Genomic DNA, 16,198 nt, shown 5'->3' with positions numbered 1-16,198 from the left:
TCATGGCCAAGAAGGACGCGCTGAAGGAACTCCAGGTCCGGCTGGCCGAGCGCCTGCAGGCGGTCCGGGACCAGCCGCGCGAGGCCGGCTGGCTGGCGGTCGAGGTGGCCGGTGTCGGCGTGCTGCTGCCGCTGGGCCAGGCTGGCGAGATCCACAACGCCCGGCAGCTGACGGTGGTGCCCCATGCGCGCCCCTGGCTGGTGGGCGTGGCCAACCTGCGCGGCCAGCTGCATGCGGTGGTCGACCTGGCCCGCTTCCTGGGCCTGCGCGATGAAGCCCAGGCGCCTGCCGGTGCGCAGCTGGTGGCCCTGAACCCGCAGCTTCGGCTGAACTGCGCGCTGCGCGTCGACCGGCTGATGGGCCTGCGCGACGCGGCGCGGATGCAGCTGCAAGGTGCCTCCGGCGAGCCGCAGCCTGCGTTCGCCGGGGCCCGCTGGCGTGATGAGCAGGGCCGCGTCTGGCAGGCCCTGGACCTGGCGGCCCTGGCCGCCGATGCACGTTTCCTGGATGTGGCCGAGGCCCAACCCACATGACAAGCGCCGGCCGCACCGGCGCGTTTTTCCCGAGGATCCGATGAGTCTGTTCGACCAGCTGAAGAACCGATGGCCCCGCCGTTCTGACGCCGCTGCGGCCGACGCGCAGGCCGCGCCGCGCGACACCGCCAGCGACTCGGACGTCGAGGCCCTGCTCAGCGAGATCGACCAGCGCCTGGCCGCGCAATCGCAGGCGCAGCCGCTGGGCGATGGGACGGCCACCAGCGCCGCCGCGCCGCTGGAGGCGCTGCCCTCGCGCCTGGCCGACGGCCCGGATGGCCCGGACGGCCCGGCCACCCAGGCCGCGCTGCCGCTGATCGGCCACCAGTCGGCGGCGCAGCAGCAGCGCGTGCTGTTCACCCTGATCGCGGTGGGTGCCGTGGTGTTCGCGCTGACTGCGGTGCTGGCGCTGGGTGCCTCGGGCCGCCAGGCCAAGCAGCTGGGCACCACCGGCCAGGTGCTGATGCAGTCGCAGCGGCTGGCCAAGTCGGTGTCGCAGGCGCTGGTGGGCGCGGCCTCGGCCTTCCCCGAGGTGCGCGAGAGCTCGCAGGTGCTGGCTGCCGGCGTGCGTGGCCTGGCCAACGGCAATGAGCAGGTCGAGTCGGTCGACGGCGCCGCCGCTGAGGGCGTGACCGAGCTGCTGCCGCTGGTCGAGCGCGCCGAGAAGAACGCCACTGTGGTGCTGGGCCAGCAGGCCACGCTGACCCAGGTCGGCCAGGCGCTGCGCACGATCAACCGCCAGTCGTCGGACATGCTGGAGCTGGCCGAGACGGTCTCCTCGCTGAAGCTGCAGTCCAATGCCACGCCGGCCGAGCTGTCGGGCGTGGGTCAGCTGGTGATGCTGACGCAGCGCATCGGCAAGTCCGCCAACGAATTCCTCACGCTCGAAGGCGTCAGCCCCGAGGCGGTGTTCCTGCTGGGCAAGGACCTGAACACCTTCCGCGAGATCGCCGACGGCCTGCTCAAGGGCAGCGTCGACCTGCGCCTGCCCGGCACCAAGGACGCGGCCACGCGCGAGCGGCTGGAGCAGCTGATCGCCCAGTACGAGCAGACCCGCACGCAGGCCAGCTCGATCCTGGGCAACCTGCAGGGCCTGGTGTCGGCGCGCGAGGCGCAGTCGGCCATCGTCGGCGACAGCGAGAAGCTGCGCACCGGCCTGGAGGCCGTGCAGTCGGCGCTGGAATCGCAGGGCGGCCTGCGCGGCCTGCATGTGCTGCTGCTGGTGGTGTCGCTGGCGGCGATGCTGGCCGGCGGTGTCGGCATCCTGCGCCTGTATGTGCGTGAACAGGCCCAGCGTGCGGTGCAGGCCGAGCAGCAGCGCCTGGCGGCCGAGGAGCAGGAACGCGAGGCCAAGCGTGTCAACGACGCCAACCAGGCGGCGATTCTGCGGCTGATGAACGAGCTGCAGTCGGTGGCCGAGGGCGACCTGACCCAGCAGGCCACCGTGACCGAGGACATCACCGGCGCGATCGCCGACTCGGTGAACTACACGGTGGAGGAACTGCGCAACCTGGTGGCCCAGGTGCAGGGCACGACCGAGCGGGTGGCGCAGACCACGCAGCAGGTCGAGTCCACCTCGACCGAGCTGCTGGCGGCCTCGTCCGAGCAGCTGCGCGAGATCCGCGAGACCGGCGAGTCGGTGCTGCAGATGGCGGCGCGCATCAACCAGGTGTCGGCCGAGGCGCAGCAGACGGTGGACGTGGCGCGCCAGTCGCTGGAAGCCGCGCTCAACGGCCGCCAGGCGGTGCAGGACACGATCGGCGGCATGAACGCGATCCGCGAGCAGATCCAGGAGACCTCCAAGCGCATCAAGCGGCTGGGCGAGTCCTCGCAGGAGATCGGCGAAATCACCGAGCTGATCTCGGACATCACCGAGCAGACCAACGTGCTGGCGCTCAACGCCGCCATCCAGGCGGCCTCGGCCGGTGAAGCCGGCCGCGGCTTCTCGGTGGTGGCCGAGGAAGTGCAGCGGCTGGCCGAACGCTCGGCCGACGCGACGCGCCAGATCGCGGCGCTGGTGAAGACGATTCAGACCGACACCCAGGACGCGGTGGCGGCCATGGAACACTCGACGCAGGGCGTGGTGCGCGGGGCCTCGCTGTCCGACGCCGCCGGCTCGGCGCTGGCCGACATCGACCGCGTGACGCGCGAACTCTCCAGCCTGATCGGCCGCATCTCCGAGCAGGCCCGCCGCGAGGCCGAGAGCGCCAACGTGGTGGCGGTCAACATCCAGCACATCTTCGCCGTGACCGAGCAGACCGGCGAGGGCACGCGCTCCACCGCCCAGATGGTGCACGAGCTCTCGCGCAGCGCGCGCGAGCTGCGCCAGTCGGTCGACCGCTTCAAGATCGCCTGACGAGCGCGCCGCATGCACGACCCGGCCCTGACCCCGGACACCCCGCCCGCCGACGGCGACCTGACCGCGCTGGCCTGGGTGCTGGACGAGCTGCGGCGCAGCCTGGACACCACCCACAAGGCGCTGCGCCGGCTGCTGCGCGACCAGGACCTGCGCGGCGGCAGCCAGGGCGAAGGCCTGGTCGCCACGCCCGCGCTGCAGCAGGCGCGCAGCCTGGTGCATCAGGGCTGCGGCGTGCTGTCGATGATCGGCCAGCCGGTGGCGGCCACCTGCCTGTCGGCCAGCGAGCAACTGCTGCAGCGCCTGGGGACCGAGGGCTCGGCCCTGCGGGCCGACCAGGTGGCGGCGCTGGAGCGCCTGTCCTTCGCGCTGCTGGACTACCTGGGGCGGCGGCTCAACGGCCAGGAGGTGTCCTCGCTGGCGCTGTTCCCGGTCTACCGCACGGTCATGGGCATGGCCGGCGCCGAGCGCATCCACCCCGCCGACCTGTGGCAGGCGCCGGCCGCCGAGTCCCTGGCCGGCCTGGCGGCCGATGCCGCGCCACTGCTGGCCGACGACCCGCGGGTGGGCGCCGCGATCGAGGGCTCGCTGCTGCCGGCGATGCGCGGCCAGGTCGACGCCCAGGCCCGGCTGAGTCGCATCTTCGCCGGCATGGCCAGCGGTGCGCCGGATGCCAGCCATGCGGTGCTGTGGCGCCTGGCCAGCGCCTTCTACGAAGCCCAGGCCTGGCGCCTGCTGAACCCGGACGTGCATGTGCAGCGCCTGGGCTCGCGCCTGCTGTCGCAGCTGCGGGCCAGTGCCAAGGGCGCCGACATCGTGCCGCAGCGCCTGCTGCAGGACCTGAGTTTCTTCTGTGCCCGTGCGCGCTCGGGCGGCCCGGAGGCCGCGCCGCGCCTGAACGCGGTGCGCCAGCAGCTGGCCCTGCCGGCGCTGGACCGGGTCGACTACGACGACAGTCCGCTGGGCCGCTTCGACCCGGCCCTGGTGCCGCAGGCGCGTCGGCGCTTTGCCGCCTTCAAGGACATCTGGGCCGTGGCCGCCTCGGGCGACGACGGCGTGCTGCCCGCCTGCAGCGAGCAGGTGGCGCTGGTGGCCGAGTCGGTGCGCCAGCTCTACCCAGGCGGTGACGCGCTGGCGCGGGCGCTGGTCGACGCGGTGCAGCACTGCGCCGGGGCGCAGAAGGCGCCGGGCGCCGAGCTGTCGATGGAAATGGCGACCGCGCTGCTGTGCCTGGATGCCTCGCTCGACGACCTCGGTCAGGCCGACCTGGGGGGGCGCATCCAGCGCCTGTCGCAGCGTCTGCAGGGACTGCTGAGCGGGCAGGGCGCCGAGCCGATCGAGCCCTGGATGGAGGCGCTCTACCGCGAAGTCTCCGACCGCCAGACCATGGGCAGCGTGGTGCAGGAGCTGCGCGCCGCACTGGCCGAGGTCGAGCAGCAGCTCGACCGCTACCACCGCCACCCGCAGGAGCGCGAGCTGCTGATCCCGGTGCCGGCCCAGCTGGCCACGATGCGCGGCGTGCTGGGCGTGCTGGGCCTGGGCCCGGCCTCGCAGGCGGTGCAGCGCATGCGTCAGGACGTTGACCAGTTGCTGGCCGGCGATGACACCGGCGATGCCGCCGCCCGTCTGGCCGACAACCTGGGCGTGATGTCCTTCCTGATCGACCTGCTGGGCGTGCAGCCCCAGCTGGCGCGCACGCTGTTCCGCTTCGATGCCGACACCGGCCGCTTCAGCGCGGTGATGGGCCGCAGCCATGCCAGCACCGCGCCGGCCGCAGCGGCCGCCGAGCCGGCGCTGCGCGAACGCGCCCAGGCGCTGGCCGGCGACCTGGATCAGCAGGCGATCAGTCCGGCCGACCTGGCGCACCGCCTGGAGCTGCTGTCCCACCACGCCGTGGCCGCCGAGGACCCGGCGCTGGCCCAGGCCACCGCCCAGGCCCGCGAGGCGCTGCAGCAGGCCGAGTCGGCCGAAGCGGCGCGCGCCGACGTGGCCCAGGCCCTGCAGTCGCTGCGCGATGAGGCCCCTGCCGCGCCGGTCAGCGCGCCGGCAGCGGCCGCCGTCGACGACGACGAGGACATGCGCTCGGTCTTCTTCGAGGAAGCCGACGAGGTGGTCGCGCAGGCCCGCGACGCCCTGCAGGCCCTGGCCCAGCGGCCGGCCGATCTGGAGGCCATGACCACCGTCCGGCGGGCCTTCCACACCCTCAAGGGCAGCTCGCGCATGGTCCAGCTGCCGGCCTTCGGCGAGGCCGCCTGGGCCTGCGAGCGCCTCTACAACACCCGGCTGGCCCAGGCCGAAGCGGCGGTCGACGCCGAGCTGCGCCAGTTCACCACCGAGGCGCTGGACACCTTCCGGGACTGGACCGGTGCGCTGCGCGCGCTGGGCCACGACGGTCCGCACGATGGCCGCGCGCTGATCGCCCGCGCCGATGCGCTGCGCGCTCAGGCGCCGATGGGCCTGGGCGACGAGCCGGCGCTGGCACCGTCGGCCCCCGAGCCCGCCGCCGGGCCGGACCTGGCGCCGCAGACGCTGCCCGAGCCGCCCGCCGAGCCGCTGGCCGAGGTGGCCGATCCGGCCCCGGAGACCGGGGCCGTTGAGCTGGCGGCACTGGCTGAGCTGCCGAAAGACCTGGAGGTGGTGGAGCCCGCGCCGCCGCTGGACGGCTTCGATCTGCCCACCGAGCCGATGCCGCTCCCTGAGCTGCCGCCGATGCCCGGTCTGGACCTGGATCTGGACCTGACGCTGGATCTCGACCTTGGCGAAACGGCGGAGGCTGCATCGGCACCGCCCGCGTCCGAGCCGGAGCCCGATGCCGCCGCGGCAGCGCCCGAGGCCGCCGCCGCGTCCGAGGCCGCACCGGTCGACTTCGAGCTGGACCTGGACGCCCTGGACGGCAGCCCCGCGCCGGCCCCGTCGGCGCCGGTGCTGACCCTGGTGCACGATGCCAGCCGCAGCGGCCCCGCCCCGGCCCCCGAACCCGACCCCGATGCCTTTAAGCAGGTCGGCGCGCTGCGCGTGCCGATCGCGCTGTTCAACATCTACCTCAACGAGGCCGACGAGCAGTCGCGCCGCCTGTCCACCGACCTGGCCGAGTGGCAGCACGAGCTCGAGCGGCCGGTCAGCGACACCGCGGTGGCCCTGGCGCACTCGCTGGCCGGCAATTCAGCCACGGTCGGCTACCACGAGCTGTCGGCGCTGGCACGCCGCCTGGAACACCAGCTGGAGCACGCGCAGCAGCGCGGCCAGGGCCACCCGGCCGAGGCGCTGCTGTTCCTGGACGTGGCCGAGGAGATCCGCCGCCTGCTGCACCAGTTCGCCGCGGGCTTCCTGAAGCCGGTGCCGGCTGAACTGCTGGCCCGGCTGGACGCCCATGAGCAGCAGGCGGGCGCCCAGCGCCTGCACCCCGAGCCCGAAGCGCAGGACGCCGCACCCAGCGCCGCGATGGGCTTCGAGGACACCGCGCTGGGCACGGTCCAGTACACCCCGCTGACCCCGACCCGGCCGGCGGAGCCACCGTCCCCGCCGGCCGCAGCGTCCAGTCTGGCCCACGCCCCGGCGCTGTCGGTGTCGGATGTCGACGCGGTGGACGCGCTGGACGAGGAGCTGTTCGAGATCTTCGTCGACGAGGCCCGCGAGCTGTTGCCGCGCCTGGCCGAGCAGGTCCGGCAGTGGGACGCCGAACCCCACGAGCCCGGCCGCGGCATCGCCGCGATGCGCTCGCTGCACACCCTGAAGGGCGGTGCCCGGCTGGCCGGCGCGATGCGACTGGGCGAGATGGCCCACCGCCTGGAAACCGCGGTCGAGCCGCTGACCGCGCGCGGCGCGCCCGACGCCGCCGCCTTTGCCCAGCTGCACGCCAGCGTCGACGCCCTGGCCGAGGAGCTGCAGCGCCTGCTGGACCGTCCGGCCGTCGACACCGCCAGCCGGCCGATGGCGCTGGACGAGGCCGCCAGCCGGCCGATGCCGCTGGAGCCGGTGGCGGCCCCGGCGCCCCAGGTGTCCGAGCAGCCGCCCGAGACCCTACAGCCGGTCGCCCAGGCGGAGCCTGCCGAGCCCGCGGCCCCTGCGACCAGCGCGCTGGCTGCCGCGCCCGCGGCCACGCAGGCCCCCGTCTGGGGCGAGGACCAGCCCCGCATCGACTGGAGCGCCTTTGCCCAGCCGGTCGATCCGCCGGCCTGGGCCGTGCTGGCCGATGCGGCGCCGGCCGGCCAGGCCCAGGTGCGGGTGCGCGCCGGCCTGCTGGATCGGCTGGTCAGCCATGCCGGCGAGGTGGGCACCGCGCGGGCGCGCATCGACGCCGAGGTCGGCCAGATGCGCGGCCAGCTGCGCGAGCTGACCGACAACCTCGAGCGCCTGCGCCGCCAGCTGCGCGACCTCGACCTGCAGGCCGAAACCCAGATGACCTCCCGCATGGAGGCCGCGCGGCAGTCCAACCAGGCCTTCGACCCGCTGGAGATGGACCGCTTCACCCGCGTGCAGGAACTGACCCGCATGCTGACCGAGTCGGTCGGCGACGTGGGCACGGTGCAGCGCGGCCTGCAGCAGTCGCTGCAGACGGCCGAGGACCAGCTGGCCGCGCAGTCGCGCATGACGCGCGAGCTGCAGGACGACCTGCTGCGCGCCCGCATGGTGGAGTTCGACACCGTCTCCGACCGCCTCTACCGCGTGGTGCGCCAGGCGGCCAAGGAGACGGGCAAGCAGGTCCGGCTGGACCTGTCGGGCGGCAGCGCCGAACTGGACCGCAGCGTGCTGGACCGCATGACGCCAGCCTTCGAGCACCTGCTGCGCAATGCCGTGGTCCACGGCATCGAGCCGCCGGGTCTGCGCGAGGCCACCGGCAAATCGGCCACCGGCGCGATCGAGGTGGCGGTCCGCCCCTCGGGCAACGAGGTGCGCATCGAGGTGCGCGACGACGGCGCCGGCCTGGATCTGGCCCGCATCGCCGAGCGCGCCCGCGCCGCCGGCCTGCTGGGCGCCGAGGACCGGCCCACCGAGACCGAGCTGGCGCAGCTGATCTTCCGCCCCGGCTTCACCACCGCCGACGAGGTGACCGAGCTGGCCGGCCGCGGCATCGGCATGGACGTGGTGCGCTCCGAGGTGACCGCCATGGGCGGCCGCGTCGAGACCTCGTCGGCCACCGGCCAGGGCACCTCGTTCCGGCTGATCCTGCCGCTGACCACCGCCGTCACCCAGGTGGTGCCGCTGGACGTGGGCGGCCAGGTGGTGGCGGTGCCGTCGATCCTGGTCGAGCAGGTGCGGCGCATCACCCTGGCCGAACTGGAGGCCGCCTACACCAGCGGCGTGCTGGCCCACAACGGCCGCGATCTGCCCTTCTTCTGGCTGGGCGGGCTGCTGCAGCTGGCCGAGCGCGGCCAGGTCGAGGGCCGCACCGCCCAGGTGCTGGTGATCCGCTCGGCGGCGCAGCGGGTGGTGGTGCATGTGCGCGAGGTGCAGGGCAACCAGGAAGTGGTGGTCAAGAACCTTGGCCCGCAGCTGGCGCGCCTGCCTGGCCTGGCCGGCATGTCGCTGCTGCCCAACGGCCAGACGGTGCTGATCTACAACCCGGTGGCACTGGCCGCGGTCTACGGCGAGCAGGCCCGCGCCCGCCTGACCCAGGCCAGCACCGCGGTGCCGCAGCACAGCCCGGTGGCCGACGCCCAGACCGAACCCTCGGCGCCGCTGGTGTTGGTGGTCGACGATTCACTGACCGTGCGGCGGGTCACCCAGCGCCTGCTGTTGCGCGAAGGCTACCGCGTGGCGCTGGCCCGCGACGGCCTGGAGGCGCTGGAGATGCTGGCCGCCGAGCGCCCGGCGCTGATGCTCAGCGACATCGAAATGCCGCGCATGGACGGCTTCGACCTGGTGCGCAACGTGCGCGGCGAGCCGCGCTGGGCCGACCTGCCGGTGATCATGATCACCTCGCGCATCGCCCAGAAACACCGGGATCATGCACGTGAATTGGGCGTGGACCATTATCTCGGCAAGCCTTACGATGAGGACACGCTGCTGGCGCTGGTGCGCCAGTCCGTGCTGGCGCCTGCCTGAACGCCCATGTCCGGCCTGATCGAGCAACTCACCCAGCTGACTGCGCTGCGCAACCGCGAGGAGATGGACCTGTGCCTGGCGCAGGCCATCCGCCTGCGGCTGGCGGCCGACGAGGTGCGCATCGCCCGCCTGCTGGGCGACGCGGGCGACGAGCGCTGGCTGGTGGGCGCCCAGGTCGGGCCGGCCGAACAGGCCAGTTGCGCCGATCCATCCTGGGTCGAACTGCTCGACCTGCCGCCTCTGGACCAGCACCCCGACTGGCGTGACTGCATGCGCGCCCCCGAGCCGCCGGCACCCACACCCGGCGTGACGCTGCTGCCGCTGCGTGGCAGTGCCGGGGTGCTGGGCGTGGTCGAGGCGCGCACGGCAGTGGCGCCGGACGAGGCCGCGCTGGCCGATGTGCGCGGCCTGCTGGACATCTACCGCAACCTGGTCAGCCTGCTCGACTACACCGAGTGCGACACCCTGACCGGCCTGCTCAACCGCAAGAGCTTCGACGACACCTTCTACCGGGCTTCGGCGCTGCCCCTGAGCCAGATGGGCGACGAGCCCGAGCGGCGCGTGGTGCGTGAGCAGCGCTACTGGCTGGGCGTGGTCGACATCGACCACTTCAAGCAGGTCAACGACCAGCACGGCCACCTGATCGGCGACGAGGTGCTGCTGCTGCTGTCGCGGGTGATGCGCCAGAGCTTTCGCGCGCTGGACAAGCTCTACCGCTTCGGCGGCGAGGAATTCGTGGTGCTGCTGCGCTGCCCGGGCGAGGACGAAGCCATGGCCGCGCTGCAGCGTTTTCGCGCCCAGGTCGAGGCCTTCGTCTTCCCGCGGGTGCAGCACGTCACGGTCAGCGTGGGCTACACCGATGTGCGCTCCGGCGACACGCCCCCGGCGGCGGTCGAGCGCGCCGACATGGCGGTCTACTACGCCAAGCGCCACGGCCGCAACCAGGTCCGCTCGCACGCCGCGCTGGTGCGCGAAGGCGAGCTCAGCGACCTGGTGCAGACCAGCGACGTCGAGTTCTTCTGATCAGGCCTTGGCGCCACGCGCCACGGCGAAGCGCTCCAGCGTGCGCTGCCGGGCCTCGTCGTGGTTCACCACCGGCTCCGGGTAATCCACCCCCAGGCGCAGGCCGGCCTCGGCCAGCTCCAGCGGCTTGGCCAGCCAGGGCGCATGGATGGACCGGGCCGGCAGGCCGGCCAGTTGCGGCAGGTAGCGGCGGATGAACTTGCCCTCGGGGTCGAACTTCTCGCTCTGGCTGACCGGGTTGAAGATGCGGAAGTAGGGCTGGGCGTCGCAGCCGGTGCTGGCCGCCCACTGCCAGCCGCCGTTGTTGGCGGCCAGGTCGAAATCGTTCAGGTGCAGCGCAAACCAGGCCTCGCCGCGCCGCCAGTCGATCCCCAGGTCCTTGGTCAGGAAGCTGGCGGTGACCATGCGCAACCGGTTGTGCATGTAGCCGGTGCGGGCCAGTTGCAGCATCGCGGCATCCACCAGCGGGTAGCCGGTGCGGCCCTCGCACCAGGCGGCGAACAGCGCGTCGGCATGCTTGCCGTGCTCCCAATGGATGGCGTCGTACTCGGGCTTGAAGGCGTGGCCCACCACCCGCGGGTGGTGGTGCAGGATCTGGTGGTAGAAGTCGCGCCAGACCAGCTCGGACAGCCAGACCTCGGCGCCGCGCGAGCCGCCCTGCATCCGGTGCCAGGCCTCGCGCGCCAGCCGCCGCACCGACAGCGTGCCGAAGCGCAGGTGGGTGCTCAGGTAGCTCGGGCCCTTGACGGCCGGGAAGTCGCGCGCCCGGTCGTAGCGGTCGATGCGGCCCAGGAAGTCGGCCAGCAGCTCGGCGCCGCCGGCGCTGCCGGCGGGCAGGTGCGGCTCATCGGCGGACGGCGGCTCGAAGCCGATCTCGGCCAGCGTGGGCACGCCGGGCTCGCCCAGCGCATCGGGCCAGGGCGCCAGCGCCCCCGCGTGGTGGGCGACCGGCCAGGCCTTGAGGTAGAAGTCGGTGAGCTGGCGCAGCCAGGCGTTCTTGTAGGGCGTGAACACGCTGTAGGCGGTGCCGCTGCCGGTCAGCACCTCGCTGCGCTCGAAGACCACGTGGTCCTTCATCGTGTGCAGCACCACGCCCAGGTCGGCCAGGCGCCCGCGCACCGCGGCGTCGCGGGCCAGTGCGTCGGGCTCGTCGTCGTGGCTGGCATAGACCGCCTGCACGCCCAGTTGGCTGGCCAGCTGCGGGATCTGTGCGCGCGCGTCGCCGTGCCGCACGATCAGGTGCACCCGCTCCACGCCGTGGCTTCGGCCCAGCGCCTGCAACTGGCTGTCCAGGTCGACCAGGCTGGCGCGGATGAAGGCCACGCGGCGGTCGCGCCGGGGCAGGGCGTCGAGGATGGCGGTGTCGAAGATGAACACGCCATGCACCTGCCGCGCCGAGCGGCAGGCGGCGTAGAGGGCGGCGTGGTCCTCGGCGCGCAGGTCGCGTCGGAACCAGACCAGCGCATGGTCCAGGGCCTTGTGCATCGGCCGAGTGTCGCCCGGATCGGCCAGCCCTGGCAGGCGGGGTGAAATAGAATCGTGGGCATGGCCTCGGACGGCATCAACCTCACCCACCAGTTCCTGATCGCCATGCCGGGCATGCTGGACGGCCACTTCGCCGGTTCGGTGGTCTACCTCTGCGAGCACAACGCCCAGGGGGCGATGGGCCTGGTGATCAACAAGCCCACCGACATCACGCTCGGTTCCTTGTTCGAGAAGGTTGACCTGAGCCTGCCGGACGAGGCGCTGGCCGCCCAGCCGGTGTTCTTCGGTGGCCCGGTCCAGACCGAGCGCGGCTTCGTGCTGCACGAACCCATGGGCGCCGACACCCCCGGCTTCGCCAGCACCCTGGCGGTGCCCGACGGACTGGCGATGACCACCAGCAAGGACGTGCTGGAGTCTGTTGCCGCCGGCCACGGGCCGCAGCGCCTGCTGGTCACGCTGGGCTACAGCGGCTGGGGCGCTGGCCAGCTCGAGGACGAGATCGGCCGCAACGGCTGGCTCACCGTGCCGGCCGATGCCGCGCTGGTGTTCGACACCCCCATCGAGCAGCGCTACCAGCGGGCGATGCAGCTGCTGGGCGTGGATCCGCGCATGCTGTCGCAGGAAGCGGGGCACGCGTGAGCGCGCCGAGCGCCGCCGCCCGCGCCACCGTCCCCCCGCCAGGCTCCCGCTTTCTCGCCTTCGATTTCGGCCTCAAGCGGGTCGGCGTGGCCAGCGGCAACCGCCTGCTCGGCGAAGGCCAGCCGCTGCGCACCATCGCCGCCGAAGGCGATGCCCGCTTTGCCGCCATCGGGCTGCTGATCCGCGAGTGGGAGCCCGACGCGCTGGTGGTGGGCGTGCCCTTCCACCCCGATGGCGCCGAGCACGACAATACCCGCCGTGCGCGCCGCTTCGCCCGCCAGCTGCACGGCCGCTTCGGCCTGCCGGTGCACGAGGTCGACGAGCGCTACACCACCACCGAGGCCCTGGCCGCCGGCGCGGCCGATGCCGACGCGGCCTCGGCCGCGATCATCCTGTCCCAATTCCTGCGGGAACACTGCGCATGAGTACCCTGAACCTGGACGCCGACGCGCTCTACGCCGAGTTGCTGGCCGGCGTGCGCCCGCTGCTCCGCCCCGACACCTCGCTGGTCGGCATCTGGTCGGGCGGCGCCTGGCTGGCCCAGCGCCTGCAGGCCGACCTGGGCCTGCCCGGCGCCCACGGCGTGATCAGCAGCGCGCTGCACCGCGACGACTTCGGCGAGCGCGGCCTGGCCGCCACCACCGATGCCACCCACCTGCCGTTTGCCATCGACGGCCGCCACATCCTGCTGATCGATGACGTGCTCTACACCGGCCGCACGATCCGCGCGGTGATCAACGAGCTGTTCGATTTCGGCCGCCCGGCCAGCGTGCAGCTGGCGGTGCTGGTCGACCGCGGCGGGCGCCAGCTGCCGATCCAGCCCGCCTTCGCGGCTGCCCGTGTCGCGCTGCCGGTCAGCCAGAGCCTGCAACTGGCCCGCACCGCCGAGGGTGCGCTGACCTTCACCGTGAACGACCGGGAGGCGTGACCTGATGCTCTCCAAACGCAATCCGCAGCTCAACAGCCACGGCGAGCTGATCCACCTGCTGTCGATCGAGGGCCTGCCGCGCGCGGTGCTGACCCACATCCTCGACACCGCCGGCACCTTCCTGTCGGTCAACGACCGCGAGGTCAAGAAAGTGCCGCTGCTGCGCGGCAAGAGCGTGTTCAACCTGTTCTTCGAGAACAGCACGCGCACCCGCACCACCTTCGAGATCGCCGCCAAGCGGCTGTCGGCCGACGTCATCAACCTGGACATCGCCAAGTCCAGCGCGTCCAAGGGCGAGAGCCTGCTCGACACCATCGCCAACCTCAGCGCGATGCATGCCGACATGTTCGTGGTGCGCCACTCCGAGAGCGGCGCGCCCTACCTGATCGCCCAGCACTGCGCGCCGCACGTGCATGTGGTCAATGCCGGTGACGGCCGCCATGCGCACCCCACGCAGGGCCTGCTGGACATGTACACGATCCGGCACTTCAAGAAGGACTTCACCCAGCTCAGCGTGGCCATCGTCGGCGACATCGTGCACTCGCGCGTGGCCCGCTCGGACATCCACGCGTTGACCACGCTGGGCGTGCCCGACATCCGCGCGGTGGGTCCCAAGACCCTGGTGCCGGGCGACCTGCGCGAGATGGGCGTGCGCGTGTGCCACGACATGGCCGAGGGCATCCGCGGCGCCGACGTGATCATCATGCTGCGCCTGCAGAACGAGCGCATGAGCGGCGCGATGCTGCCCAGTGCCGGCGAGTACTTCAAGCACTACGGCCTGACGCCCGACAAGCTGGCGCTGGCCAAGCCCGACTGCATCGTGATGCACCCGGGCCCGATCAACCGCGGCGTCGAGATCGACTCGGCCGTGGCCGACGGCACCCACAGCGTGATCCTGCCGCAGGTGACCTTCGGCATCGCGGTGCGCATGGCGGTCATGTCGATCATTGCAGGTAACGAAGCATGAAGATCCTGATCAAAGGCGGCCGGGTGATCGACCCGGCCACCGGCCGCGACGAGCCCGCCGACGTGGCGGTGGCGGCCGGCCGCATCGTGGCGATCGGCCAGACCCCTACCGGCTTCGACGCCGCCCGCGTGATCGACGCCAGCGGCTGCATCGTCGCGCCCGGTCTGGTCGACCTGGCGGCGCGCCTGCGCGAGCCGGGCCATGAACACGAGGGCATGCTCGAGAGTGAGCTCAACGCGGCCGCCGCCGGCGGCGTGACCAGCCTGGTCTGCCCGCCCGACACCGACCCCGCACTGGACGAGCCCGGCCTGGTCGACATGCTGAAGTTCCGCGCCCGCAAGCTCAGCCTGTGCCGCTTGTTCCCGCTGGGTGCGCTGACGCGTGGCCTGAAGGGCGAGGCGATCACTGAGATGGCCGAGCTCACCGAGAGCGGCTGCGTCGGCTTCTCGCAGGCCGAGGTGCCGATCCGTGACACCCTGGTGCTGCAGCGCGCGCTGCAGTACGCCGCCACCTACGGCTACACCGTGTGGCTGCGTCCCCAGGACAGCTGGCTGGGCAAGGGCGTGGCCGCCAGCGGCGCCGTGGCCACCCGCATGGGCCTGTCGGGCGTGCCGGTGGCGGCCGAGACGATCGCGCTGCACACCATCTTCGAGCTGATGCGGGTGACCGGCGCGCGGGTGCACCTGTGCCGCCTGTCCAGCGCCGCCGGGGTTGAGCTGCTGCGCCGCGCCAAGGCCGAGGGCCTGAAGGTCACGGCCGACGTCAGCATCAATTCGCTGCACCTGACCGACGTCGACATCGGCTACTTCAACCCGGCGATGCGCCTGAACCCCCCGCTGCGCCAGCAGGCCGACCGCGCCGCACTGCGCGCCGCGCTGGCCGACGGCACGATCGACGCGCTGGTTTCCGACCACACGCCGGTGGAGGCCGACGCGAAGAACCTGCCCTTCGGCGAGGCCGAGCCCGGCGCCACCGGGCTGGAACTGCTGCTGAGCATGGCGCTGAAATGGGGCCAGGACAGTGGCCTGGGCCTGGGCGAGACCTTGTCGCGCATCACCAGCCGCCCGGTGGCGGTGCTGGGCGAGGCGCTGGGTTCGCTGGCCGAAAGCGCTGGCCGCCTGGCCGAGGGCGGCGTGGCCGACCTGTGCGTGTTCGACCCCGCCGCCATCTGGCAGGTCGAGCCCGCCGGCCTGCGCAGCCAGGGCAAGCACACGCCCTTCGACTTCACCACCAGCGGCACCGCGCTGCCGGGCCGGGTGCGCGCCACCGTGGTGGCCGGTACCGTGGCCTACCAGGCCTGATGCCGGCGCTGCGTGCGCTGGGCCGCAGCGTCGGCCTGGTGCTTCACGTGCTGCACGGCATGCTGCTGATGGCGCTGCTGTGGCGGCGCCTGGACGAGTCGGGCCGGCAGCAGCGCATTCAGTGGTGGAGCGCCAAGCTGCTGCGCCGCGCCGGGCTCACGCTGACCGTGCGCGGCGCCCCACGCCCCGGTGGTGCGCTGCTGGTGGCCAACCACGTCAGCTGGCTGGACATCGCCGCCATCCACGCCGCCTGCCCGCAGGCGCGCTTCGTCAGCAAGGCCGACGTCAAGCGCTGGCCGCTGCTGGGCTGGCTGATCGCCGGCGCCGGCACGCTGTTCATCGAACGCGAGCGCAAGCGCGACGCGATGCGCATGGTCCACGAGATGGCTGCCGCGCTGCAACGCGGCGAGACCGTGGCAGTGTTCCCCGAAGGCACCACCGGCGCCGGCGCCACCGTGCTGCCCTTCCACGCCAACCTGCTGCAGGCCGCGATCGCGGTGGCCGCACCGATCCAGCCAGTGGCCCTGCGCTTCGCCGAGCCCGGTCAACCCTTCTCGGTGGCGGCGCAGTACATCGGCGACACCACGCTGCTGCAGAGCCTGTGGCGCGTGCTGGCCGCGCAGGGCCTGAGCGTCGACGTCGATTTCCTGCCGCCGCAGGCCAGCGCGCATGCTGAGCGGCGGGCGCTGGCGGCTGCGTTGCAGCAGCAGATCCAGCAGCGGCTGGACGAAGCCGCGATGCACTGACTTCTGCCCGTGGCAGTCACTGCCCGCAGATGTGGTGGGCGTGAGGTGGGGGAAAGGGGTCTCTCTCATGTCCCCCGGCCTGCGGCCTCCTCCTTGACTTCGTTCGACCCCTTTCCCCCACCTCGCTGGCTACCGTCTTGAGACTGCCCACGCGAGCAGTCCCGCAACGGCTGCC

Annotated in this window: 11 protein-coding genes; 10 read left to right on the top strand and 1 reads right to left on the bottom strand. The window is 72.7% G+C overall.

The genetic code is table 11. The annotated features are described in order from the left end of the window. Positions 1 to 2 precede the first annotated feature (2 nt). The 4 genes from KAK03_RS08290 to KAK03_RS08275 are packed head-to-tail and all read left to right on the top strand — an operon-like array spanning position 3 to position 9,957. Positions 3 to 533 carry a chemotaxis protein CheW gene (locus tag KAK03_RS08290; protein WP_210853265.1) on the top strand — a complete coding sequence of 177 codons (531 nt, stop codon included), beginning with the start codon at positions 3 to 5 and terminating at the stop codon, positions 531 to 533. Between the two features lie 40 nt (positions 534 to 573). Further along, the gene (locus KAK03_RS08285; protein WP_210853263.1) at positions 574 to 2,889 is read left to right on the top strand and encodes a methyl-accepting chemotaxis protein; all 2,316 of its coding nucleotides are present in this window, start codon (positions 574 to 576) and stop codon (positions 2,887 to 2,889) included. Positions 2,890 to 2,901: 12 nt separating this feature from the next. Further along, positions 2,902 to 8,934 (top strand): hybrid sensor histidine kinase/response regulator, encoded by a 6,033-nt coding sequence (locus KAK03_RS08280; protein WP_210853261.1) that lies wholly within the window; start codon positions 2,902 to 2,904, stop codon positions 8,932 to 8,934. Between the two features lie 6 nt (positions 8,935 to 8,940). After that, a complete protein-coding gene (locus KAK03_RS08275; RefSeq protein ID WP_210853259.1) occupies positions 8,941 to 9,957 on the top strand; it encodes a GGDEF domain-containing protein in 1,017 nt (338 codons plus the stop codon). Here KAK03_RS08275 and KAK03_RS08270 read toward each other — a convergent pair whose 3' ends face one another. After that, positions 9,958 to 11,442 carry a cryptochrome/photolyase family protein gene (locus KAK03_RS08270; RefSeq protein WP_210853257.1) on the bottom strand — a complete coding sequence of 495 codons (1,485 nt, stop codon included), beginning with the start codon at positions 11,440 to 11,442 and terminating at the stop codon, positions 9,958 to 9,960. Positions 11,443 to 11,502: 60 nt separating this feature from the next. On the opposite strand from KAK03_RS08270, the gene KAK03_RS08265 reads away from it, so the two are divergent. From KAK03_RS08265 to KAK03_RS08240, 6 genes are read left to right on the top strand one after another with little or no spacing between them, the layout of a single operon-like run. Then, a complete protein-coding gene (locus tag KAK03_RS08265; protein ID WP_210853255.1) occupies positions 11,503 to 12,081 on the top strand; it encodes a YqgE/AlgH family protein in 579 nt (192 codons plus the stop codon). Continuing rightward, the gene (gene ruvX, locus KAK03_RS08260; protein WP_210853254.1) at positions 12,078 to 12,506 is read left to right on the top strand and encodes a Holliday junction resolvase RuvX; all 429 of its coding nucleotides are present in this window, start codon (positions 12,078 to 12,080) and stop codon (positions 12,504 to 12,506) included. Before KAK03_RS08265 ends, ruvX begins: the two co-directional genes overlap by 4 nt. Continuing rightward, positions 12,503 to 13,009 (top strand): bifunctional pyr operon transcriptional regulator/uracil phosphoribosyltransferase PyrR, encoded by a 507-nt coding sequence (pyrR, locus tag KAK03_RS08255; protein WP_210853252.1) that lies wholly within the window; start codon positions 12,503 to 12,505, stop codon positions 13,007 to 13,009. The genes ruvX and pyrR overlap by 4 nt, the downstream gene beginning before the upstream one ends. Positions 13,010 to 13,013: 4 nt before the next feature. After that, the gene (locus KAK03_RS08250) at positions 13,014 to 13,976 is read left to right on the top strand and encodes an aspartate carbamoyltransferase catalytic subunit (RefSeq protein ID WP_210853250.1); all 963 of its coding nucleotides are present in this window, start codon (positions 13,014 to 13,016) and stop codon (positions 13,974 to 13,976) included. After that, positions 13,973 to 15,277, top strand: a complete 1,305-nt coding sequence (locus tag KAK03_RS08245; RefSeq protein ID WP_210853248.1) for a dihydroorotase — start codon at positions 13,973 to 13,975, stop codon at positions 15,275 to 15,277. Before KAK03_RS08250 ends, KAK03_RS08245 begins: the two co-directional genes overlap by 4 nt. Then, positions 15,277 to 16,023, top strand: coding sequence for a lysophospholipid acyltransferase family protein (locus KAK03_RS08240; RefSeq protein ID WP_210853246.1), 747 nt, complete (start codon positions 15,277 to 15,279; stop codon positions 16,021 to 16,023). Before KAK03_RS08245 ends, KAK03_RS08240 begins: the two co-directional genes overlap by 1 nt. Positions 16,024 to 16,198: the final 175 nt, after the last annotated feature.

It is taken from the genome of Ideonella alba, from assembly GCF_018069845.1.
In the GTDB taxonomy this organism is placed as follows: domain Bacteria; phylum Pseudomonadota; class Gammaproteobacteria; order Burkholderiales; family Burkholderiaceae_C; genus Ideonella; species Ideonella alba.
Note: the sequence above shows the minus strand (reverse complement) of the source record. Positions and strands in the feature narration are given on the sequence as shown.